The sequence below is a fragment of the Prevotella marseillensis genome (assembly GCF_900625065.1).
Taxonomy (GTDB): domain Bacteria; phylum Bacteroidota; class Bacteroidia; order Bacteroidales; family Bacteroidaceae; genus Prevotella; species Prevotella rara.
This window is the reverse complement of the sequence record NZ_UYXY01000004.1, coordinates 24,298-49,319: the sequence shown is the minus strand read 5'-3', so window position 1 is coordinate 49,319 and position 25,022 is coordinate 24,298. Positions and strand designations below refer to the sequence as shown.

Below are 25,022 nucleotides of genomic sequence, written 5' to 3'. Positions count from 1 at the left end.
GAAAATATACCAGTAAAAAAACAAAAAGGTGCCTGAAAGAATGAATACATACTAGAGATAAAAAATATATTTGATTTAATGCTATACAGGGGGGATTATATATTTTGCGTAACTATAAAATATTAAATCCGAATGTCTTTTTTACACAAAAGACATTCGGATTTAGTTATTTGTTTTTTCTGTCAGGCCCTAGCGGCAGGTTTATCCTATCTTGGCGAGGGGCACGGGTGATGCTGATGTTGTGGAAGTTATTTTCTTGTCCGTTGCTGCTGGCTTTATTTTGTCAGCTTTAGTCTCGTCCATGTCGCCGTCCTCGTCTTTCTTCTTGGCCGAGTAGCTTACGCTCAAGATGATTCCTATGTAGACACAGTTCACTATGGTTGACGTTCCTCCCTTGCTTATCAGCGGCAACGGCTGTCCTGTGACGGGAACAAGGCCGACGGCTACAGCCATGTTGAACATGGCCTGGATGACGAGCAGCAGGGCAAAGCCCATGATGAGAAGCGCCGGAAACGTGTTGACACAGCGGTTGGCTATGGTTGCCGTGCGGAAGAGCAGTATGATGTACAGCAGGCACACGAAGGCTGCGCCGGCTATGCCCATCTCTTCGATGATGATGGCGTAGATGAAGTCAGAGAATGCCTGCGACAGGAAGTCGCGCTCTACGGAATTGCCCGGGCCTTTGCCTACTACGTTTGACGAGGCAATGGCTATGTTGGCGTGTGCAGTCTGGCCGTCCTTGTCAAGGTCTACTTCTTCAGGAGCTATCTCCTTGTTGTCGAGGAACTTGTCTATACGTGCCTTCCATGTGTCGAAACGGTGGAAAACTTTTTCTACTACAGTTTCGTCTTTTTTCTCCACCTGTTCGGTCATGGCCATCTTCTGTCCGTCGGCATTTTCTTTTTCCTTGTCGTGTCCGAGTATCATTACCATAGACACGATGAAGATCAGACAGAGCATCACTATGCCCAGCAGTCTGCCCAGCTGAGCCTTTGGCACCTTGCCGATGAACATGAGCAGGAACACCACCGTGCAGAGCAGCACGGCTGTTGAGAGGTTCTCTACCATGATGAGAGGAACGATGAAGGCGCATACGATGCAGATGTATTTAAAGGCACGCTTGTCAGCTCCGGTGGGGGTCTGCATGGCGCTGAGTATCTGTGCCGTTGCAAGTATTATGGCGCCTTTGGCAAGCTCGGAGGGCTGAAACTGTATGCCCATAACCGACAGCCAGCGCTGCGAGCCGTTGGTGCTCTCGCCGAAGCACAATACGGCTATAAGGCCGATGAACGAGATAATCAGGGCCCCAGGCGTAACCATCTTGAAGTATTTGCACTTTACGTTCATGGTGGCTATCATGGCCATGACGCCGACGACGAGCAGCATAACGTGCTTCAGTACGGGTCCGAGATAGTTGCCGCTCTTGAAAGAGAGGTTGCTCGATGCGCTGAACACTTCAATGATGCTGATGATGCAGAGGAAGAAGAACACTGTCCATATCACTCTGTCACCCTTAAATTTGCCGGTTGCGGCTTTTTCTTCCATGTTTGTCTGTTGATATTATTGTTTGCTATTGTTGATGAAGAGGCTGTCCGTCATTGCTTGGCGTGAGGCGGTGCTGTGACGGACGGCCTTGATGTAGCGGCGATGTGTCAGAGAGCTCTTACGAGTGTCTTGAACTGTTCGCCGCGGTCTTCCATGTTCTTAAATAGGTCGAAGCTGGCGCAGCAGGGGCTAAGCAGCACTGTCTGTCCGGGCTTTGCCATCTCATAGCATGCGTTTACGCAGTCGCGCATTGAGTGGGTGTCGCGAACGGGTATACCCATGCCGTCGAAGAAGTTGTGAAGTTTGGTGTTGTCGGCGCCGAGATAAACCAGTCCGGCACATTTTTCCTTCACAAGGTCTTTTATTGCGTTATAGTCGTTGCCCTTGTCTTTTCCGCCGAGAATAAGTATTACGGGAGTCTTCATGCTCTCGAGCGCATACCAGCATGCATCCACATTGGTGGCCTTAGAGTCGTTTACGTAAAGCACGCCAGCCACTGTAGTTACCTTTTCGAGACGATGCTCAACGCCGGGGAAGTCGCTGAGGCTCTTGCGTATAAATTCTTTCTTTATTCCAGCTACGTTAGAGGCAATGCCCGCTGCCAGAGAGTTGTATATGTTGTGCTTGCCTGTAAGGCTCAGGGCCTCCTGCTCCATGTTGAAGGGTGTGGGCTTCTCTATCTTGTACATGCCTTCCTCGATGTATCCGATAGACCCTTTCTCCTTCAATTCCGAGAACGGATAGCGTATGGCCTTTATGTCATATTTCTCGAGCTCGCGGCTTATTATCGGGTCGTCGTTCCAGTAGATGAACGAGTCTTCGTCTGTCTGGTTCTGTAAGATGCGCATCTTGGCGTCTACATAGTTCTGCATGCAGTTGTCGTAGCGGTCGAGATGGTCGGGCGTGATGTTCAGCAGAATGGCTATGTTGGCGCGGAAGTCGTACATGTTGTCGAGCTGGAATGAACTGAGCTCGATGACATAATAGTCGTGCGGCGTCTCGGCCACCTGCAGTGCGAGACTGTTGCCTATGTTTCCGGCCAGGCCCACGTCGTAGCCTGCGCTCTTGAAGATGTGGTATATCAGTGATGTAGTGGTTGTCTTGCCGTTGCTTCCCGTTATGCAGATCATCTTTGAGTCGGTGTAGCGGCCAGCAAACTCAATCTCGCTGATGAGGTGGATGCCCTTAGCCACGCATTTCTTTATCATCGGGGCGTCTGAAGGGATGCCCGGACTCTTGATAATCTCGTCGGCGTTCAGGATGAGTTCCTCCGTGTGGTGTCCCTCTTCCCATTCTATGCCGTGGCTGTTGAGCATGTCCTTGTATTTGTCCTTGATGGACGACATGTCAGAAACGAAGACGTCGAAGCCTTCTTTCTTTGCCAGTACGGCGGCTCCGGCACCGCTCTCACCGGCTCCTAATATAACGATTCTTTTCATACTCGTCTGTTTATCTTATTTTCAGTGTAATGATTGTGAGTGCCGCAAGGATGATGGTGACAATCCAAAAGCGTATGGTTATCTTCGACTCGTGCACCGCTCCTTTGGGCTTTTTGAATAGATACTTAATCTCCGGGTCGAGCTGTTCCTGCTGCGTGCGGAAGGTGTCGTGCAGCGGCGCGCGCTTGAACATGCGCTGCTTTACGCCTTTGCGGGTGCCCATCTTGGCATACCACACCTGCATTATCACGCTGAGGCTTTCGACGAAGAAAATTCCACAGAGTATAGGCAGCATCAGCTCCTTGTGTATGATGATGGCACACACGGCAATGATACCGCCGATGGTCAGCGAACCGGTGTCGCCCATGAATATCTGCGCCGGATAGGCGTTGTACCACAGGAAACCGATAAGCGCACCGATGAAGGCACATAGGAATACCACAAGCTCCTGTGAGCCAGGGATGTACATGATGTTGAGGTAAGCGGCATATTCGATGTGACTGCTCACATAGGCAAATATGCCCAGCACCACGCCAATTATGGCCGAGTTGCCGGCACACATGCCGTCCATTCCGTCGTTGAGGTTGGCACCATTTGACACGGCTGTTACAACGAATATGGTCATCACCACGAACAGTATCCATCCAGCAGCAGTCTTGTACTTGCCGCAGAAGCTCATGATGTTGGCGTAGTCGAGGTTATGCCCTTTGACGAAGGGTATTGTTGTCTTCAACGACTTGGTGGCCTCGGGCCTGTGCTTCACTACGACTTCCTTGCCGTCCTGCTTCTCGATGGCCAGGTTCTCGTTTATCTTGGCGTCAGGACTGAACCACAGCACCAGGCCCACGATGAGGCCGATGCTTATCTGTCCGATAATCTTGAAGCGTCCGGGCAGTCCTTCCTTGTTGTGGCGGAATATCTTGATGTAGTCGTCAAGACCGCCGAGGAATCCGAGCCACAGCGTGGTTATTATCATCAGGATGATGTAGATGTTGCGCATGCGGCCTAGCAGCAGCACGGGCACGAGGATGGCCACGATGATGATGATGCCGCCCATAGACGGCACACCTATTTTCTTTACGCCGAAGGGGTCTATCTTGGCGTCGCGCTGGGTTTCGGTTATCTGCTTGCTCTTCAGATACTTGATAAACTTTTCGCCGAACCATGCTGATATTACCAGCGCAAGGATGAGCGCCAGCAGCGCGCGGAACGAGATGTAGCCCCACACGTGAGCTCCCGGAATGCCAAACTGCTCAAGGAAACGGAATAAATAGTATAACATTATCTTTAAGTTTGGGGGTTATGCTTTCTGATTTTCAAATATGTCTCGGATTATCTCCTTGTCGTCGAAGTGATGTTTCACACCTTTAATCTCCTGATAGTCCTCATGTCCCTTGCCGGCAACGAGTATCACGTCGCCCTTTTGCGCCAGCATGCAGGCTGTGCGTATGGCCTCCTTGCGGTCTACTATGCTCACCACCTTGGTCATCTGCTGCGGAGTAAGTCCGGCCAGCATGTCGTTGATGATGTCCTGCGGGTCCTCAAAGCGCGGATTGTCGCTTGTTATGATAACCTTGTCGCTCTGCTTTACGGCCTCCTGAGCCATAATCGGGCGCTTGCCCTTGTCGCGGTTACCGCCGGCTCCGCACACGGTTATCACGTGTCCCTTGCCGTTGAGCACCTCGTGTATTGCCTTTAATACATTCTCAAGGGCGTCTGGTGTGTGGGCATAGTCTACTATTGCTGTATATCCCAGAGGTGAGTGAACCGGATCGAGACGGCCGCTGACGCTCTTCAGCGTGCTCATGGCTATGAGTATGTTCTCCGGACTCTGTCCGAGCATTACGGCTGCACCGTAAACGGCGAGCAGGTTGCTGACGTTGAACTTGCCGATAAACTGCACTCCAACCTCGCGTCCGTCAATCTCGAGATACATTCCGCCGAAGTGACATTCAAGTATCTTAGCCTTAAAGTCGGCCATGCTTCTGACAGAATATGTCTTAACCTTAGCCTTGGTGTTCTGCACCATCACCATGCCGTTCTTGTCGTCGGCGTTGGTTATGGCGAAAGCTGTCTTTGGCAGACCGTCGAAGAAGGCCTTCTTAGCGTCGCGGTAGTTCTCGAAAGTCTTGTGATAGTCGAGATGGTCGCGTGTAAGGTTGGTGAATATACCGCCTGTGAAGTTTAGTCCGCCTATGCGCTTCTGTGCTATTGCGTGAGAGCTGCACTCCATGAAGGCATACTCGCATCCTGCATCAACCATACGGCTGAGCAGCGCGTTGAGCTCGATAGGGTCGGGGGTGGTGTGGTCGGCAGGAATCTTCTCTTCCTCGATATAGTTGCACACCGTAGACAGCAGTCCGCACTTGTAGCCAAGTTTGCGGAACATGTTGTAGAGCAGGGTGGCAATGGTTGTCTTGCCGTTGGTGCCGGTAACGCCCACCAGCTTGAGCTTTCTCGACGGGTCGCCATAGAATTGTGTGGCAACCTTTCCGACGGCGTCTTCAGTAGAACTTACCTGAACGTAGGTTACGCCTTCGGCAACCTCTGCCGGCATGTCCTCGCAGAGTATTGCGGCTGCTCCCTGAGCCACGGCTTTGCCGATGAATGTATGGCCGTCTACCTGTGTACCCTTCATGGCTACGAACAGATGGCCTTCGGCTACGCGGCGCGAGTCGATGTCCACGCCTTTTATTTCTATGTCTGTGCTTCCGGTTATGTTAACCGTATCAATGTTCTTTATCAGTTCACTTAGTGTCATATCTTTATTGTTTTTATATTTCGAGTTTTAGTGAGCATACCTCACCTTTCTTTATTATATGTCCTGCAGGCAGACTCTGCTGCGTTACCTTTCCGCGGCCGCTGAGCCTTACTTTTACGCCTCGGCTCTCGAGGATATACACGGCGTCGCGTGCACCCATGCCTATTACGTCGGGCACTATTTTGGCTTCATAGTGAGGCCCTCTTGTGAGCATCACCGATGATGCCTCTCTCTTAGCGCTGCCCCATATAGGATTGCCGTTAGCATAGCTTCCGCTCCATTTCTTGTTGGTGCTGATGCCGAGATGACTGAGCACATAGTCGGCAGCAAGGATGTTGCCGCTCTTTACGTCGGGCATGAGTATAGAGAGCGAGTCGCGTGCGTCTTCAACGCTCAGCTTCAGGCTCTGTGCCATGATGCCTTCGGCTATGTTGTGGAACACCAGACCGCTCATGCCGCCGCCCGATGCGGGGAGTCCTGATTTCTGTATGCATACGATGCAGCTGTAGCGCGGATCGTCGGCAGGGAAATAGCCGGCAAAGCTGAGCAGATAGTTTACCTTGCCCGACTTGTAGCCTCCGGCGCCTTTAGATATCTGTGCCGTACCTGTCTTGCCTGCCACCTTGAACGATGTAGAACCGGCACGCTTGCCGAGGCCCTGGCTTACCACGTGCTCAAGTATGGTCTGTATCTCGCGCAGCGTCTTCTCCTTGCAGATGCGCGCCTTTATCACTTCTGGCGGAAACTCGGCTATCACCTCGCCGTCTTTTACAATCTGCTTTACGAAGCGCGGGCGCATCATTGTGCCGTTGTTGGCTATGGCATTATAGAATGTGAGCGTAGATATCGGCGGCACCTGAGTCTCGTAGCCGATGCTCATCCACGGCAGCGCCGTCTTGCTCCAGTTGACATACTGGCCCTTGCCGTTCTTCTTCGGCATGCGGATTTTCGGTGCTGCGTATCCGACGATCGGAAGATGCAGGTCGGTGCGCAGGCCGAGGCGGTCGATGCCTTCAACAAACTTCTCCGGTTTGTCATGATAGAACTTGTCTATTATCCGGCTTACGCCGATGTTAGAACTGTATTCGAGTGTCTGCGGCAGCGTCAGCATCTGATAGCCTCCGCGGTGCCAGTTGTGGTCGCGCATCTTGGCTCCGTACATGTCCCATATACCGTTGCCCGTGTCCACCTTGTATGTAGTGTCAACCACTCCGTCGTCGAGCGCAACCATTATTGATGCCGTCTTGAACACCGAGCCCGGCTCGAGCAGGTCTGACACGGCGCTGTTCTTTATCTCGCGGTATTCGCCGTCGGCACATTTCGTCATGTTCACGATGGCCTTCACGTCGCCCGTCTTAACCTCCATGACAATGGCCACGCCCACGTTGCCGTTGATCTCTTTCAGCTCGTCTATAAGCGCGCGCTCGGCAAGGTCTTGCATGCCCACGTCTATTGTGGTTACGATGTCGGCACCGTTGACAGGCTCGCGCGTGGTGATGCTAAGATACTTGTTCATCACCTTCCTGCGGCTTATTTTTCCCATCTTTCCGCGCAGAATGGTGTCGTAATATAGCTCAAGTCCGCAACGTGCCGAGTCCTTGTCGCCATACATGTCGCCAACTGTTCTCTGTGCCAGCGAGCCGAACGGACGCTGACGTGCGTTGTATGTCTCTACATGGAATCCGCTCTTATATTTAGAGAGGTTGAACACCGGCAGTTTCTTAACCTCGGAATATACGTCGTAGCTTACGCGGTATTTCCATATAGGCCAGTGCTGGCTCTTCTTCTTGCGTCCCTTCTCGAGGTCTTCCTTAAACTTGGCTGCCGATTTCTCGGGGAATATCTCGTGCAGGCCCATGCAGATGCTGTCGAGTTTCACCTGCCACAGCGAGTCTTTTTCTTCGCCGCCGGCTTTAAAGTCCATAAATAGGCGGTATTCGGGCAGCGAACTTGCCATGAGGCGGCCGTCGCAGCTGAGGATGTTGCCTCTTACGGGCTTCATGTCAACGCTGTCTTTCTTCAGTCGTGAAGCCACTTTCAGCCAGTAGTCGCGCTCCACGGTGGCAATGCACATGGCCTTGCCTATGATTATTATTCCGATCACAACCATCACGTAGGCTATGATCTTATATCTCGGAATTATCTTTTTTCTGTCGAACTTATTGCTCATTTTCGGGTACGTTTATTATGTAAGGTGGTTGATTGGCTATGTGCAGAATGCTGTCTTTGTTGTTCTTCAGCATCTCCAGCACATTGCTCTCGCGGCACATCTCGGTCAGCTCGCTCGAGCTTGCCAGTGCCTTGAATTTTGCATCTTTAAGTTGCTCGTTCAGCTCGTTTATCTCGAGCATGTCTTTCTGGCAGCTGTATCTGTTGGACACATATACCAGCGTGAACGCTGCTATGAGCACTATCACCCAAATCTGTTTTTTCAGCATCTCGGTAGACAGGAAGTCGCCTCCGAGAATCTTGCGCAGCGTAAAGTTGGCCGACTGAGGCCTTTCTTCCTCTATGGCCTGCTCTCTCATCACTTGTTTAAACAGTGACGGTTTCTCCTCATTCTCGCTCTTTCCGGGGCCGTCGTCACCGGCCACTCCGTTCATCTTCTTTTCCAAATCTTCTTTTTCAGTCATCTTTCTTTTCAGCTATTCTAAGTTTTGCACTTCGGCTTCTCGGGTTGTTTGCCAGCTCCTCGTCGTCCGGCGTTATCACTTTGTTGTTTATGAGGGTGAATGGCGTCTCAATGCGTCCGAAGAAGTCTTGCTTCATCTTCCCCTCAGGGTTGCCTGTCTTCATTACGTTCTTCACGATGCGGTCTTCCAGACTGTGATATGTTATCACCGACAGTCTGCCACCGGGTCTCAGCAGCTCCGTTGCCGACCTTAGCATCTCCTTCAGGGCTGTCATCTCGTTGTTTACCTCTATGCGCAGGGCCTGAAAGAGTTTTGCCATGTCTTTCTTTTCGCGCTCACGCCTGAACAGGCTTTCCACGGCGCCTATAAAGTCTTGTGTGGTCTCTATCTTGTGTGCAGCGCGCGCCTTCACCAGCGCAGCGGCTATCTTTCTCGAGTTTTTCAGTTCGCCGTACAGGTAGAAAATGTCTGCCAGGCGCTCCTCGTCGTATGTGTTCACCACGTCGGCCGCCGTTGTGCCGTCGCGCTTGTTCATGCGCATGTCGAGCGGGGCGTCGAAGCGGAACGAGAATCCGCGTGACTCGTCGTCGAAGTGGTGGCTCGACACGCCGAGGTCGGCCAGCAGGCCGTCTATGTGGTCGACGCCGTAATAGCGCATCCAGTTTTTCAGATACCTGAAGTTGCTCCTAACGAAAGTCAGACGATTGTCGTTTATGATATTCTTTTCGGCGTCGGCGTCCTGGTCGAAGCTGTACAGATGTCCGTCGGCGTCGAGACGCGACAGAATTTCGCGGCTGTGTCCGCCGCCTCCGAAGGTTACGTCAACATAGATGCCGGCCGAACCTATGTTCAGACCGTCGACGCTGTCTTTCATCAAGACAGGAATGTGGTATGTCTTTGCGGTGGTCACCATTTGCGTTATATTTGAGTGATGATTAGTTGAATTACAAAAAAGATCCCTTGGCAGCATGCATCATACGGTCTGTCCGCCGTTGATGTCCTGTTTCATTATCTCTTCGAGCGACGCGCCAAATTCCTCCGGCTCCATGAAAGGCTTGTCGGCGTTGTCGCGGCTCCATATCTCTATAGTGTCGTCCATGCCGATAAACTTTATCTCCTGACTTATGCCTGCCATCTTAAGGTAGCGCTTGGGGATAAGAAAACGCCCGTTGGCGTCGAGCGAAACGATTTCAGCGTCGGCCACAAACTGGCGGAATATCTGCTGATGCCTGCTGTCCCAACGGTTAAGACGCGAACGCAGGGCCTCGGTCTGACGGTTCCATACAGATGCGGGATAAAGCACGAGGCAGGGCTGAAACACATCCTTGCGCATGACGAGATATTCCTCATAAGAGTCTTGTAGCTCCTTGCGGAATATCGCCGGCAAAAAGGCGCGCCCCTTTACGTCGGTCTTGGCTTCTATACTTCCCAAAAATCGCATGCGTACATCTATAATAGGAATCCGGTGCCAAAGGTAAGTATTTTCCTCCACAATTCACCACAATTCACCACAAAAATGCAAATTTAATATGTTAAAGTCAATAATGCCTCCACATCAACTGCCATAACGGCATTATTTGCGCTTTAAGGGGCATGAGCTGATATAGCCGTTCGGGCATGTCTGATGCCTGTTTCGGCAGTTCATTTCTGTGGCATTTCTAATTGTTATTTCCACCTTTTTCCTTCTTTTTCAGCCTGTGGCGCATGGTTCTGACGGCTCCTTGAGATATGCCCATAATGCGTGCCGTGTCTGCTGCGTCCATGCCTATGGCTGATAGAAGCAGGAAAAATGTTGCATAGGCAGTTAGCTTTGTGTGGGTTTCCTCTATCATTCTCACCTCGTCGGGCATCTTAGCCCTAAGATATTCTACAACGGCCTCAAAGTCGTCTTTGCTCCATCTTGACACGTTTCCATCGAGTTTTACGCTGTCATACAGATCTTTTCCGCGGTCTAGTATCGCGCTTAGACGTGCCTCGCCCTGCTCAAGCTTTTTCCTAAGCCGTTCAATTTCCTTTTTGTCGCCCCGGCTCGTGCGCTCCGCGTTCTCAAGCTCGCGCTGATATTTGTCTGTCTCCTTGCGTATTTCGGTTATCTGACGGCGCGTTCTATTGGCGCGTCTGCGAAACAGAACCACCGATGAAATGGTGAAAAACAGCAATGCTGATGCGGAAATGATGATAATCATTCCGATGCGGTGGTCTGTTCTTTCATCCTTTTTCATGTTGTCGTATTCGTTTTGCAATGAAAGCATTTCTTCTGTCTTTTTTCTTGCCAGTGCGCTGTCCTGCATGATTTTTTCTTTTTTATGAAATATGTTGGCTTCTTCCGGGCGGTTCTCTTTTTCCGCTTTTTCCGCCATAAACTGGTAGATTTCTGCCTTTTCCTCGAAGTTCGCTCCTTCTAAAGCCTTGGCTAAAAGGGTGTCACATTCTTCTGCTTTCCCTCTAGCATAGCAAACCTTTGCCAGATTGATGCAGGTAGTCGTCGTGTCTAGTAAGTTGAAAGCTTCTCTGAATAACGGCTCCGCCTTTTCGTATTCTTTGTATTCATAAAATATATATACTATGTTGCTTATATATGCGACACGTTCGGTTTTTGATTTTATTTTTTTTAAATGCGGAAGAATTTTGGTTAAATAATAAGATGAACTGTCCTTGTCTCCTTTGTAAAAAAAGATGGACCCTATATGGTTGTAAGCTAAGCACACCCAACTTATGTCGTTGTTGCTTAATGCGTGGCTTAGAACTTTTCGTGCATATTTCATACTTAAATCATATGCGTTCGCCTCCATGTTGACGTAAGACATGTTGATGTATATATGATAGCGAAGCCAAGGAATTTTTATTTTCTCTTCAATCTCTTCCGCTTTTTTCATATAGTACAGATTTTGTTCTTTGTCCCCTTTGTCAAAGGCTATTAAACTTTTGTAGTAATAAGCACGTGCAAGTTCGCTTGAATATTTTTCTTTTTCATAATATTTTATACAATAGTCTAATAAAGAGTCGTTATTTTGATATAGGTCCTTGCCTAAATAAACATGGGCTTTCACTATACCATAATATGCTTTTTCTTTATCGCTTTTTATCTCTTCCGGCTTTAATTCTTTGATTAGGACAAGCGCAGTGTCATATTCCTCTGAAATTGCTAATGAGTCAATGCGCCTTAATTTGTCAATGGTTTTGTCTCCATTCCAATTTTTACAACCTGTTACGGTTATCAGCAATAAAATGAAGTATATGTATTTCATAATAATATTTGTTTTTTGTGTTATGCAAATGTATAAATAAACTCCATAACAATATAATATCCTTTCTCCTTTTTGTTAAAGGCGTTACATTTTGGCCTTGTATGATGATGTTGCTGTGTTTTCCTTCTTCTTCAGTCTGTGGCGCATGGTTCTGACGGCTCCTTGCGATATGCCCATAATGCGTGCCGTGTCTGCTGCGTCCATACCTATGGCTGATAGAAGCAGGAAAAATGTTGCATAGGCAGTTAGCTTTGTGTGGGTTTCCTCTATCATTCTCACCTCGTCGGGCATCTTAGCTCTAAAATATTCTACAACGGCTTCAAAGTCGTCTTTGCTCCATCTTGACACGTTTCCATCGAGTTTTACGCTGTCATACAGATCTTTTCCGCGGTCTAGTATCGCGCTTAGGCGTGCCTCGCCCTGCTCAAGCTTCTTCCTCAGCCGTTCAATTTCCTTTTTGTCGCCCCGGCTCGTGCGCTCCGCATTCTCAAGCTCGCGCTGATATTTGTCTGTCTCCTTGCGTATTTCGGTTATCTGACGGCGCGTTCTGTTGGCACGTCTGCGGAACAAAAACACCGATGAAATGGCGAAAAACAGCAACATAGATACAGAGATGATGATAATCATTCCGATGCGTTGTCCTGTTTTTTCATCCTTTTTCATGTTGTCGTATTCGTTTTGCAGCGAAAGCATTTCTTCTGTCTTTTTTCTTGCCAGTGCGCTGTCCTGCATGATTTTTTCTTTTTTATGAAATATGTTGGCTTCTTCCGGGCGGTTCTCCTCTTCCGCTTTTTCCGCCATAAACTGATAAATTTCAGCCTTTTCATCGAAGCTCGCGCCTTCTAAAGCCTTGGCTAAAAGGGTGTCACATTCTTCTGTTTTCCCTCTAGCATAGCAAACCTTTGCCAGGTTGATGCGGGTAGTGGGCACATCAAGCAGATTGAATGCCTGTCTGAACATCGGTTCGGCTTTTTCGTAAAGTCCTTTCTCGTACCAAATTAGTCCAATGTTATTCAAAAACATTGACGACATTTCCTTGTCGTTGATTTTTTCAAGCAACGGGATTATTCTTGACATATACGATTCGGCACTGTCTTTTTTGTTCATGAAATAATAGCATGAAGCGGTTTTGTCTAAAGATACGCACATCCATATGGTGTTATTGCGCTTTTCTGCATTTTCAAGTGCTTTTAGTGAATATCTTAATGCTGTTTTATAGTTTCCGGATTCTAAATTTACGTGTGAGAGGTTGATATAAATATACTGTCTAAGGCTTGGGTCGGACGAGAGCTTTTCTTCGCTTTCAGCTTTTTTCAATAGAATCACGCCGTTCTCAAAGTCTCCTCTGTCTAACATACACATCCCTTTATAGTAATACGAGCGGGCTAAATCGGTATGATTTTTTGTCTTTTCAAAATATTTTATACTGAAATCTATTAACGAGTCGTTAGAAAGTACTTTCCCTAATGTGTTATATGCCTTTGTTAACAGCAGGCAATATTTGGCTCTGGCATCAGCGCCTGTTAGACTTCTTCCGTTTATTCTTTCCAATAACAGGATTGCCTTGTCTGTATTTCCTGCTTGTAAAAGCGAATCGGCATTTGACAATATCTTTTCTGCCTTATTGTTGTTGTTCGTGCAACTAATCATAAGGGGCAAAAGTATCAGTATAAATATAAGTTTCTTCATCTGTCTGTTTCTGTTTTTCTAGCATTGCAAAGATAAATAAAATATGGTTATTTCATTTTATTATTGCTTGTGTTTGTTGTTTTGCTGTGGCTTCTAACGTTACATTTTATGCTTTGTCTGAATTTTTAGAGTTAGTGTAATATCTTGAAAATCAGTACTTTCTGATGTGTCAAGTGCCCGAAAAACATGTAACGCATGATATGAAGATTAAATGGAAAATTTAAACGTGCTGTGTGCACTTTGATTATATTTGCGTTGACGAATCTAAATTTTAAACTTAAATTATTTTTATTATGAAACAAAAGATTTTTATTTTGGTGCTGTCAATTATTTTTGCGCCGGCAGTATGGGCACAGGATGTAAAAGCTGAAATGCAGAATGTAAAGGATAACAGTAATAATAGCTTTATTGACAGAATGATGCTTAACCTTGACTTTGGCACGGCATTATACAAGCAGAAGGAAAGACAAGTTATGTCGTTTGGGGCTGATTTGGGATTTAAAATAACCAAAAAGTTTTATATGTTTGCAACGGCGGAAAGAATGCTCGCTCTATACGACAATCCGGAAAACTCATATCTGAGCACAACAAATTTAGGTGGCGGCTTAGGATATACTCTTGGACGCGTAGGATATATTGATATCGACCTTTACGGAAAGGTTGGCGCCTCTGTGGGGCATACAGACTGGAAAAACGTAACTTATGACGCACGGCTTATGTTCAGGATAAAAAGATGCAAGCTGATTAACGTTAATGTCAGTATAGGCTATCGCCACATCAACTCGCGCACGGCAGGCATCGACAATTATAACGGCGTGTTCGGGACGATAGGCTTCGGCTTCTGATATGGATAGAGGCGTTGGGATTTGCCGTGGACGGTTACAACGTTCATGTGGCTTTGCGCATTAGAAGGTGCAAGGCCGCATCTGTGCTGATGTCCGTGGCTTAAGCCCTTGTCGCACTTTATGTTTTTATAGAAAAGCAGGACATGCGCATTATGCTCAAATTATTCATTTCCGCTTTGAGCCCCAGTCGGTTATTATGATTCGGTCTGTATTTTTGCTTTATGTTGAGCGGCTTTTTGTTGGATTTTTGCAGGCATAGCGGACTATGTCAAGAAAAAGCGAACAAAAAGACGCCAATAGAAACAAAAAGGCGGGCAGAAAGCATGAATACACAAAATTGATAAAGCTATGTGCGGTCTAATGATCGATTGGGGTTTAATTTTTAGCGATGTAAGATTGTCGTGGCAGGTAAAAACTTATGACAAAATATTTTTTCAATCTAGAAAATGAATGTATAACGGATGTTAAATTTATGGCGTTAAACAAGTTGTGCGTTAACTTTTGTTTGCAATTAGACGGCTAGAATAGCCTGAAAAGTCTGATTTTTGTGTCTAAAAGCAGCGCTTTTATGTTGTAGATGCACTGCTTTTGAGTCGTAAACGGCCCACTTTTGCACCGTAAATGGCAGAGTAATATTTTTTAACTCTCCGTCTTTTCTCTTTTAAATGATGTAAGTTTCTGTGTGTCAGTGTGTTATCGTGAAAGCGTAATTTTTGCCGTTTTCTGCGCCAAATCACGTGTCAGCGTAGAGCATCGCCGTTCTGAGAGCGTCAACTGTAATGTGTTCTGTAGTTTTTCTTTACAAAATAATGGATGAGTGAGTATTGGCAAAGAAACTCTTGAAGACAATAATACAATGGCCGGTAGAATAGGCTATGCAGTGAAATATGAGAAAGTATGACGGGCGAAATTATGAATAAAAATGCCGGCGGTAAGGTTGGCATTACATTAAGAATAATTCTCTAGACAGAATAAATGTGAGGATAAAGGATTATGCACAGGGTGAGATTTTTGAAAATATGCAATGCCGGTTTGTTATTATTTGCTTATTTTTGCAACGATAATTAACCCGAGTCTTATGATAAGTAAAAAATACAGAGAACTAATGGTCCTTCCGCTTTTATTGGCCGTCGGTGTCGTTGTTGCGGTATTGTTTGGCGGCTGTAATGGCTCAGATGAAGTTGTGGACGGTCCGAAGTTGCTTGAAAACGGAATACGCAGTTTTAATAATAATGATATTGTTAAGGCCTTCGGCGAATTGCAGCAGGCAGTTGTTGAACTGAGGGAAAAGGGTGATGAAGACAGGGTTTTTGAGGCTTCTGTGTATCTTGCAATGATCTATGATCAGATAGGGCAGCGCGACCAGTCGTATAAAATACTTAAGTCGACCGAATTTAGGGATGTGCCTAACTATAAAGACTACAGTTCGCAGTATTATCTGCGCCTTATGGGCTATTACAAGGCGCTGTTTGACAAGGATTATGTATCTGCGGAGCAGTACACCCGCCGTGCCATAGAGTTTTCACGGCAGAAGTATCCCGGTGATGCTGCATATATGTATATGGACATGGCCAATCTTGCCGAGTTTTATATAATGAGCGGAAAGCGCGACAGCGCATGGCTGACGATAGAATATCTGAAAAATCAGAAGCCTGTAGAGTACGACCTTTATCTGTCAGAAATGTATTACTGCATCGGCCGGCTTTATTTTTCCGGACAGAATATGGATTCGGCATATCATTACTTCAACAAGAGTCTGAAATATTCACGTAAGTATAATGCCTTTGACAATGAGCTGGCCACATTGGACATGCTTTCGAAGATGGACAGCCTTACGGACAATTTGAGATTGTATATCAGTCACAGGCAGGCTTATGATAAATTGAAGGAAGAAATAAAGGGCAACGAAATACATTATAAGGTTGCGATGATGCGCGAACAGCATAAGATAGACATGATAAAGCAGGAAAGTGAAAAGAGCAAGATGATTTTTCTGCTGACCATGTGTGTGATGTTTTTCCTTATCCTCGCAATGATAGCTGTGTTTGTGTATATCTATAAATCCATTAAGACCAAGCAGAAGATGGCGCTGCTGGAGAAGCAGAATTTAGATGCAACGGTGGAGATGGAAAGGCTAGAGAAAGAACTGCTGCAACTGAAGATAGCGAAGCAGGGAGAGATGCTGGATCATACGTATAAGGAAAATCTCGTGATGAGCATGAAGCTGGTTGAGAATGGCCAGGAGGCAGACAAAATAAAACCTCTGGAGCGCGTGCTGAAAGAAATGGACAGAAATTTTATAAAGAAGGTTGAACAGCAATTTCCAAGATTGTCAAAAAACGACATCCGTCTGATGAGCCTTATAAAAATAGGATTGTCGTCAAGCGAAATATCAAATATGCTCAACATCACTATGGACAGCCTACATAAGTCGCGTTATCGTCTACGCAAAAAACTTGGACTTGCCAGCGGACAGGAACTTGAGGCCTTTATAAACTCTATAGAATGATAAATATGCGACAGATGTGTTAACGTTTTTAACATATTTGTCCATGTGTTGTCCATGTCCTGTTTTGAAAATTGAAAGCATTTTGTCTTAATTTTGCAAAAAATCAAAGTTTTTGTCGGATTTAACAGATAGAATGCAATGAGTACAAAACAAGTGTTAATGTTATTAACAACCTTGACATTTCTCTTGATTCCAGGAGCAGTGTCAGGAAATAATTCTTCAGATGGAGAATATAGTGTGTCAACAGAGACGTCTTCCAAAGGTGTTTTGCTTGAAGAGTTCACAGGCATAAACTGTGGCTGGTGTCCTCAGGGGCATGCCATTGCTGCCAAGCTTGCCAAGGCTTCGTCTGAAGTTTATGTAGTGGCGGTGCATGCGGGTTCGTTTTCAAAACCGTCGTATGATGAGCCTGATTTCAGGACAGACGAAGGCGAGGAAATCGTCAGCCAGTTTAATGTGGAAAGAAGCGGATATCCGAGCGGCATGGTAAACAGGCATGATTATTATGATACAGGCAATCCTGTCTGTGCACGCAGTTCATGGAAACCTTATACTAAATTAGGAGTGAGCGAAACTGCTCCTGTCAATCTTCTTGTCACGGGCGGTTACGACGGTTCGACAAGAGAGCTCACTGTTCATGTTGAAGGATATTATACTGCCGACACTCAGGCCGACAACCAGACTCTTTGTGTGTTGTGGACGCAGGACAATATCAAGGGCCCGCAAAACGGAGGCCTCGCGGGCGATGAGTATATGCATCAGCATGTGCTGCGCGGATATATTACAGATTTATGGGGCGAGGCTCTCGACTCTCCGGCCAAAGGCAAGTATTTTTCGCGTGATTATAAGCTGACATTGCCTGAGAGCATAAAGGATGTGGAAGTGAAGCCTGAAGACGTAAGAGTCATAGCATATGTTATGAGCGATAAGTGCGACGTTCAGAACGTTACGGGCTGTAAACCTGTGTACAGCAATTACGACATGCCTTTGGGTGGCACGCTTGCAGAGTCCAAAATTCCTATAGGAAGTTATTGGGGCTGCAACTTTTTCGAGATGGAACTGGCGAACAAGAGCGACAAAGCCATAACAGAGGCTACATTCGACATCGATGTGAACGGAAACATAACGACAGCGTCATGGAGCGGAATGATACCGTCGTTTGAGACAAAGGAAATTATGGTAAAGTGCAATTATGATATTAAGGAAGAGGGACAGAACGACTATAAAATATCATTGCGCTCAATCAACGGGCAAAGTGTAGAGGAAAGTTCGCTCAGTGGCACTTTTACGTCTCCCATACAGGCTACGCCAGAAGTGACGGTAAAGCTAAGCACCAATAAAGAGGCTGACGAAAACCATTTCTACATCAAGGATGCCGACGGTAACATCGTGAAAGAGTTTGGTCCTTACCCTACGGGTGAGGTGAGTCAGGCAACGGAGACGGTAACCCTTGAGGCGGATAAAATATACTATATAGAAGTGACCGACCTGTGGGGCGACGGCATCTATACCCCGATGGGATATTATACGGCTTATTCGTCAGACGGAAGTATGATAGAACAGGTGTATGACATACCCGACTTTGGCGCGCGCAGTATTTTCCGTACATCAAAGGAAACTGCTGGTATCGGCACTGTTGCCGGACATCCGGCAGATGGTGATGTTAAGGTTTATCGTCTTGACGGCACTGTGGCTTATTCCGGAAAGCGAGACAGTGTTAATTTGCCTGCAGGCGTTTATGTGGTCTATGATGCTGACACACGCACGGTGACAAAGCAGATAATAAAATGAATATAATTGTGTAACCCTAAAAAATTAGCTTATGAAAAAGAAATTACTATCGATAGCCTTTGCTGTATGTTGCGCAATGGCTGTAAATGCACAGTATGTTTCTGACCCTACAGAAAACACTAAGGTTACAGAGTCAATAAGCAACTACGGCAATGACGCTGTGGTCAGCAAGGACGGCATTCTTTATTCTATACAGAGAATACCCGGACATGATGATGACGGCACAAACAGACTGGCATACAATCTTCAGGTATTGGACAAGGAAGGAAACCGCCTGTTGCCTGAAGGCGGCGTTCAGATTTGCAACGAGATAAACTTTTCGTATGTCGTTGTCAATGATGTCCTGTATGCAGACAATGACGGAAACTGCATTGTGATGGTCAGCGATTGCAGATATTCTCCGAAGAGTGACATGCACAGGAGCTACACTGTTTACAAATATGGACCGGACGGCAAAATGCTATGGGACTCAGGCGTAAGCATGTGTGATGATGTTGCAGACGGAGACGGTGCGATGTTGAATGTCACACAGGTGGCTGATGGCGGTTATGTATTTACATACGAAGTGTTCAGCGATGAACTCGGCAAGTCGTATATACGTATGGAGAAACTGACTTACGACGGCAAGAAGGCCTGGGACAATCCGGTAGAGCTGAAAGATTCAAAGAGTCCTTATTCTTGTCCGTTTGTGGTTGATGCAGGCGACAGTCAGGTGTTGCTGATCTATGCCAAGAGTTCAAACGAGTATATCATGGCTCAGCTGTATGATTTTGACGGTACGCCATTGTGGGACGAAGAGCTGAAGGTATATATCGGAGGTTTTGACTCAACTCCTTTATACACTAAGCTGAAAGTATTCAAGGCTCCTGAGGGGGCGTTCGTTACATGGAGCGATGACCGTAATTACGAGAATGTGTTCTCTAACTATATCTCTTATGTAAAACGTGACGGAACGTTAGGCTTCCCCGGCGGAACAGATGCTCTCAAGATAAGCTATGCCAATGACTTCTCAAGACAGGTGCCAATGCTTTATTGCAATGAGGCTGACAATTGTGTATATGCCATTTACAGACAGTATAATCAGGCGTTACAGACTTATTGCGGCATATACATGCAGAAAATCGGGCTTGATGGCGAACTTATGTGGGGGCCTGAAGGCAAGGCTGTCGTAGCTATGCAGGATGAACGCTCGGTTGGATATGCCACAGTCCAGAATGCAACAGGAACTGATGTCGCTGTCTTCTATCAGACAAATAAGCAAGGTGGAGGCGACGTTAAGACTTATGTCATGAGAATGGACAAGGACGGAAACAACATGTGGGAAAAGGCTGTTGAGCCATGTACGGTTGTCAGTGAAAAGAATGACTTGCTGTCTTCTACATTAATAGATGATAAATACTGGATTCTTACATGGTGCGACATGCGTATATCTCCAGATTACTTCAGTTATGGCATGTACGCCCAGCGTGTCAATGCAGACGGAACATTGGGTAATGTTGATACCGGTATAGGAGGCGTTTCTGCTGATTCAGCCGATGATGAGGTGGCTGTTTATGGCATAGACGGCTGTTATGTTAAGTCGGCAAATAAAGCCGACTGTATGAGCGGACTTCGTCCGGGTGTTTATGTCGTGAAAAATAAAGTCACGGGTAATACAGAAAAAATGACTGTGAAATAAGAATTGGAATAATAACTAAAAAATTATGTCTATGAAGAAATTATTGTCATATATATTTATGCTTGCATTTGGAGCGGCTGGTGCCGCCGCCCAAGTGACCACGGCATATGATGTGAAAAGTTCAGCTGGTACATATGAAGAGATAACTGGTGGCACTGTCATCGGAGCGGGGGTTAAAGGAGCTGATTATGCAGAAAAGGTGTTCGACCGTGATGGACATGCCATTGCTACTGATACTGTAACGCAAGGTTTTCCTATCGGATTCGACTTTAAGTTTGACAACAAACAGATGAACCAGTTTGCCGTCAGTTCAACGGGTTATCTGCTTTTGGGAAAAGACTCTGTCTGTGTGTTTAATTCCTCACAGAACACCTTTAACATCATTAGTCAGAGTAAAGTTAAGGATCTGATTGGTGTGATGCCCAGAACTGATACATATGGGCTTGACAATACGGAAATAAGCTATAAGCTTATTGGAACTGCTCCGAACAGAACTCTTGTCGTGCAGTATAAGAATTTGCCCCAAAACACTCAGCTCTGGGATGAAAACTATGTTAGTACACAGCTGCAGATAAGACTGAATGAAGCAGACAGCAGTTTTGATATAGTATTTAATGATTGGGATCCCAATGACGAAGGAATGGTGTCTTATCTCACATTGAAAATTGGCGCAAAGGGTGAGGGCGCAGACATGCTGCTGCTTTCAGACTCTTATACTGATTTTGTGTTAAGCAGTGATGAAAGTAGTACTATTCCATGGAATAATAACCTTTATCCGGCAAACGGACTGACTCTTCGGTTCACTCCCCCTGCTGATTGCGAGAAGCCTGCTGCACAGCCGACAGAACTGGCTCTGAACAGCTATAGTACGAAGATTGAGGGCAGTTTTAAGAAAACAGACGCAGCAGACCATTATTTGACACTGATTACAGCTGAAAATACATTGTCTGAGATGCCGGCTGACGGAACAGCCTATTCGGCAGGCGACAGTATAGGCAATGCACTTGTGGTGGCTTATGATACGGCAAATGTGTTTGTGACACCTGAGATTCTGGACGGTGCAAAGACATATACGGTATATGTATTTGGTGCAAACTCTTATTGTATGTACGGTCCGAAGTATCAGACTTCTTCACCGCTCACCGGAACGGTTGCCACTAAACCTGCCGCACCGGTTGAGTTTACGGCAGATGCAACAGATATAAATAAGCTGCAAGTTTCGGTAAAGGCTAATGAAAATGGAGACAGAATATTGGTTGCCTTAACGACGGAACCCGCAAAAAGCTCGTATGGTGATGTCATTGCCGACGGCATATTCGGCGAACCTGCCGGAGAAATGGCCGCGGGCGACCAGATTAACGGTGGCGGAGATGTGGTTTACGTAGGCGATGCCAAAGACGGAATAACGATAGATGAACTCTCTGAAAATACTGTTTACTTTCTGCGCGCATGGAGCATAGATGCCTCAGGCAACTACTCAAGCACTTGTGCCAAGGCCATGACGTCAACAGGAGGCATTGTTCCGTATGCGCCTGACTTTACAAACATGGTGCCTTATGAGGTGCCTGCAGGCTGGGTGTCAGAGGGCAATTCTGTGAGACTCGTCGTAAATCGCGATGGTTCGACTCTGATTGAAAACTCTGTTAGTCAGCCGAACGTTGCCGAAGGTACGGAGTCGATGCTTACTACTCCGTGGATAAAACTTTCTGACAAGGCCAACAGAATACTTATGGACGTTAATCTGACGCGATATGAAGGAAGAATAAATTCGGTCTATAATAACTGGGAGGCAGGAGATACGCTGCTTGTTCAGGTGTCGCCGGACGGAAAGGAGTTCACTACGGTTTATTCTGCAGGACCGTCTTCAGCTCCACAGATGTCATCGCTTGACAGCTATGTCACATTGAGAATGCCTTTTGAAGAGTTTGCCGGCCAGAACGTTAAGGTGCGTATATACTGGAAAACGTTCTCTAATCCAAAGATGAACATAGCCAACTTTAATATAGAAGAAAAAGACGATTGTGATTATCCGGTTAATATCCGTACCGTGGCAGGCTCTGTTGTGGGTACTTCGGCTTCTATCGACTGGGACCGTCAGGGCAATGAGAATGAGTGGGAACTGCGTTATCGTGCTGTCGGTACTGAAGAGTGGGGCAATGTGCTGTCTGTTCTCAACAAACCATACACGATGACTGATCTGCCGGGACAGACTGACATGGAAGTGCAGTTGCGTGCCAAGTGTGATGCCGCTACAACAAGCCGATGGTCTGATACTTTTGTGTTCCGTACAGGATACACCGTTCCGTTTGTTGAGAAGTTCGATGGCAGCGAGCTTCCTTCAGGATGGGAATATCTCGTAGGCCAGATTGGCACACCGACTGAATTCAGCGACGAAGAAAGCCTGTGCTGGTATTTCAGTTCCGGATACTATAACCGTGGCCTTATGTTCAGTCCGACAAACAGTAAAGAATGTGCAGAATGGCTTGCATTCCCTGAACTTGACATGGAAGACGGCTCTGCCAACTATGTGCTTACGGTACACCTTACTCCGATAGGCAAGTCGGCTTCTACTGACGACAAATACTGCATTGTCGTGTCACGTGACGGCGGCGCCACATTTAATGAGGAAGATGTCGTTAAGACATTTACGGCAGCAGAACTTCCGGCACTTTATGAAAGTGGAAGCATCAGCGTTCCGCTGCGAGGATATGCAGGCACAATACGCCCGGCATTCTATATCAGTTCGACTACCGGCAGTCCTGTTGCCATGAAGGTCGACTCTGTGGCCGTGACTGCTACTTGTCCTGTTGATGTTACAGACATCGTGCTGTCTGATACCACTGATACTTCGGTTCGCGTGTCATGGAAAACCAATGCCGACAAGAGTTATGTGTTTATCCGAAAGGCAGGCGAGAGCATAAAGCCTTATGTGGAGACAACGGAGAACGTGATGTTCTTTGATAATCTTGAACAGCGAACCGACTATGAGATAGGAATAACGAAGGTTTGTGAACCGGGAGACACGGCTAAGGTTACTATAGTGCGCTTCACTACACTTGCCGCCGAGGGCTGCCCGCAGGTTACTGACGTTGAGGCTAAGGCCGCAAAATACAGTGCAGTGCTGTCTTGGACAGGCGAAGGACAGAGCTATAACATACGCTACAGAAAAGCCGGAACCGATGCTTGGACAAAGAGAACTGCTAATGAACTTGTATACGAGATAACCGGCCTGGAGCAGGATACCGAATATGAGTATGCCATCCAGACGATGTGCAGCGTGCTCGAGAGTGATACAAGTGCATATACACAGACGGCTGTGCTGCGTACATTGCCCGAAACCTGCTTTGCACCGACAGACATAGTTGTGGATGCCGGCTACAATAATGCCGTGGTTACATGGAATGGTGAGGCTGAAAGCTATAAACTGGCTTATGCCAAGGCTGATGCTGACGAGTGGACTGAAGTGGCGGTAGACGGCACAACGTATACGATTGAAGACCTTGAGCCTGCCACTGCGTATAGATTGCGTATGATGAGCTTCTGCTCTGCTAATGACTCTAGCTTGTGGAGTGCTGATATTGCCTTTACGACAGAGAACATACCTGAATGTGTAACCCCGTATGACCTGACCGTATCCGGTCTGTCTGAAGCTTCTGCCGTACTTGCATGGACCGCAGACCAGGGTAACCTGCGCTGGAACATACATTATCGTAAGAACACGGTGTCGGCCTGGACGGTTGTAGAAGGACTGCAGACCACAACTTATGAGTTGACCGGACTTGACGCAAACTCTACGTATATATGGAGCGTTATGGCCGAGTGTGAGGCTAATGAAAGCAAATGGGCTACTCAGAACAGGTTTAACACTACGTCAACGGGCATAGGAGCTGTGGATGTCAGCGACGTGAGCATATTTGTGAACAACCGCATGCTCAACGTTATCAATCAAAGTCACAGCTATATACGCTCAATACAGATATTTACCGTAAGCGGACAGATGATAAAATATATAGAGGTTAATGCTTCTGACAATGTGTTCGCGTTCTTGGGCAATATCTCTGAGCAGGTGTTGATGGTGAGAGTAGTTGGCGAAAACAGCTCACGCACAGTGAAGATAAGTATGTAAAGATGTTTTTACGCCACGCACGTGGCAGTGAGAAATCTTAAATATGTGAATGATGCAGTACTCGTGCTTTTGTCGGCAGAGTGTTGCATCATTGTTTTTTTCTGTCATATCATGGCGGGCCATGCCCTTTGTGTGTGCCGTCGGTTGAGGCTGTGGGATGTGCCGATGGCATGATATGCGGTGGAATTTCCGTCAGGAGAGTCAAGCGGCAGAGCAGTTCATGCTTATGAACTATATGGCATTGCATGCCCTTGTTGTCTTGCGGCATAATTGTGGCTTAATTCTAGCTGCATATTTATTCTTTTTATCTGATGTGCCTGTGTCATACTGTTTTTGTTTGGAATGTGGTAAAAACTCATGACAAAATATTTTTTCAATCTAGAAAACGAATATGTAACGGATGTTAAATTTGCAGCATTAAACAAGTATGTCCGTTGACTTTTGTTTGTAATTGGACGGCTAGAATAGCCTGAAAAGTCTGATTTTTGTGTCTAAAAGCAGTGTTTTTATGTTGTAGATGCACTGCTTTTGAGTCGTAAACGGCCCACTTTTGCACCGTAAATGGCAGAGTAATATATTTTAACTCTCCGTCTTTTCTCTTTTAAATGATGTAAGTTTCTGTGTATCAGTGTGTTATCGCGAAAGTGCGATTTTTGCCGTTTTCTGCGCCAAATCACGTGTCAGCGCAGAGCATCGCCGTTCTGAGAGCGTCAACTGTCATGCGTTCTGTAATTTTTCTTTATAAAATGCAGACGCTC

At 46.6% G+C, this 25,022-nt stretch carries 15 protein-coding genes; 5 read left to right on the top strand and 10 right to left on the bottom strand.

Annotated elements, in window-relative coordinates:
* Nucleotides 1–201: 201 nt before the first annotated feature.
* The 10 genes from EJL04_RS14695 to EJL04_RS14650 all read right to left on the bottom strand — a co-directional run bounded on the left by EJL04_RS14695 (nucleotide 202) and on the right by EJL04_RS14650 (nucleotide 12,982).
* On the bottom strand, nucleotides 202–1,545 hold the full coding sequence (locus tag EJL04_RS14695; protein WP_125105509.1) for an FtsW/RodA/SpoVE family cell cycle protein: 1,344 nt from the start codon (nucleotides 1,543–1,545) through the stop codon (nucleotides 202–204).
* Nucleotides 1,546–1,652: 107 nt separating this feature from the next.
* The gene (gene murD, locus EJL04_RS14690) at nucleotides 1,653–2,984 is read right to left on the bottom strand and encodes a UDP-N-acetylmuramoyl-L-alanine--D-glutamate ligase (RefSeq protein ID WP_125105508.1); all 1,332 of its coding nucleotides are present in this window, start codon (nucleotides 2,982–2,984) and stop codon (nucleotides 1,653–1,655) included.
* A gap of 10 nt (nucleotides 2,985–2,994) precedes the next feature.
* Entirely contained in the window at nucleotides 2,995–4,266 is a 1,272-nt protein-coding gene (locus tag EJL04_RS14685; protein ID WP_021855909.1) for a phospho-N-acetylmuramoyl-pentapeptide-transferase, read from the bottom strand.
* A gap of 18 nt (nucleotides 4,267–4,284) precedes the next feature.
* The gene (locus EJL04_RS14680) at nucleotides 4,285–5,745 is read right to left on the bottom strand and encodes a UDP-N-acetylmuramoyl-L-alanyl-D-glutamate--2,6-diaminopimelate ligase (RefSeq protein ID WP_125105507.1); all 1,461 of its coding nucleotides are present in this window, start codon (nucleotides 5,743–5,745) and stop codon (nucleotides 4,285–4,287) included.
* 13 nt (nucleotides 5,746–5,758) lie between these two features.
* Nucleotides 5,759–7,915 carry a penicillin-binding protein gene (locus EJL04_RS14675; RefSeq protein ID WP_164511795.1) on the bottom strand — a complete coding sequence of 719 codons (2,157 nt, stop codon included), beginning with the start codon at nucleotides 7,913–7,915 and terminating at the stop codon, nucleotides 5,759–5,761.
* Nucleotides 7,905–8,378, bottom strand: coding sequence for an FtsL-like putative cell division protein (locus EJL04_RS14670; protein WP_420899310.1), 474 nt, complete (start codon nucleotides 8,376–8,378; stop codon nucleotides 7,905–7,907). Before EJL04_RS14670 ends, EJL04_RS14675 begins: the two co-directional genes overlap by 11 nt.
* Complete coding sequence (rsmH, locus tag EJL04_RS14665) at nucleotides 8,371–9,291, bottom strand: 16S rRNA (cytosine(1402)-N(4))-methyltransferase RsmH (RefSeq protein ID WP_021855905.1); 921 nt, start codon at nucleotides 9,289–9,291, stop codon at nucleotides 8,371–8,373. Before rsmH ends, EJL04_RS14670 begins: the two co-directional genes overlap by 8 nt.
* 60 nt (nucleotides 9,292–9,351) lie before the next feature.
* Complete coding sequence (gene mraZ, locus EJL04_RS14660) at nucleotides 9,352–9,819, bottom strand: division/cell wall cluster transcriptional repressor MraZ (protein WP_021855904.1); 468 nt, start codon at nucleotides 9,817–9,819, stop codon at nucleotides 9,352–9,354.
* A gap of 217 nt (nucleotides 9,820–10,036) precedes the next feature.
* Nucleotides 10,037–11,626, bottom strand: a complete 1,590-nt coding sequence (locus EJL04_RS14655; protein ID WP_125105506.1) for a tetratricopeptide repeat protein — start codon at nucleotides 11,624–11,626, stop codon at nucleotides 10,037–10,039.
* A gap of 84 nt (nucleotides 11,627–11,710) precedes the next feature.
* On the bottom strand, nucleotides 11,711–12,982 hold the full coding sequence (locus EJL04_RS14650) for a tetratricopeptide repeat protein (protein ID WP_125105505.1): 1,272 nt from the start codon (nucleotides 12,980–12,982) through the stop codon (nucleotides 11,711–11,713).
* A gap of 626 nt (nucleotides 12,983–13,608) precedes the next feature.
* On the opposite strand from EJL04_RS14650, the gene EJL04_RS14645 reads away from it, so the two are divergent.
* The 5 genes from EJL04_RS14645 to EJL04_RS14625 all read left to right on the top strand — a co-directional run bounded on the left by EJL04_RS14645 (nucleotide 13,609) and on the right by EJL04_RS14625 (nucleotide 24,264).
* Nucleotides 13,609–14,160 (top strand): hypothetical protein, encoded by a 552-nt coding sequence (locus EJL04_RS14645; protein WP_125105504.1) that lies wholly within the window; start codon nucleotides 13,609–13,611, stop codon nucleotides 14,158–14,160.
* 1,078 nt (nucleotides 14,161–15,238) lie between these two features.
* On the top strand, nucleotides 15,239–16,669 hold the full coding sequence (locus tag EJL04_RS14640; RefSeq protein ID WP_125105503.1) for a helix-turn-helix transcriptional regulator: 1,431 nt from the start codon (nucleotides 15,239–15,241) through the stop codon (nucleotides 16,667–16,669).
* Nucleotides 16,670–16,828: 159 nt separating this feature from the next.
* Complete coding sequence (locus EJL04_RS14635) at nucleotides 16,829–18,460, top strand: Omp28-related outer membrane protein (protein WP_164511794.1); 1,632 nt, start codon at nucleotides 16,829–16,831, stop codon at nucleotides 18,458–18,460.
* A 31-nt stretch (nucleotides 18,461–18,491) separates the two neighbouring features.
* Entirely contained in the window at nucleotides 18,492–20,138 is a 1,647-nt protein-coding gene (locus EJL04_RS14630) for a hypothetical protein (RefSeq protein ID WP_125105501.1), read from the top strand.
* Between the two features lie 31 nt (nucleotides 20,139–20,169).
* Nucleotides 20,170–24,264, top strand: a complete 4,095-nt coding sequence (locus EJL04_RS14625) for a fibronectin type III domain-containing protein (protein WP_164511793.1) — start codon at nucleotides 20,170–20,172, stop codon at nucleotides 24,262–24,264.
* Nucleotides 24,265–25,022: the final 758 nt, after the last annotated feature.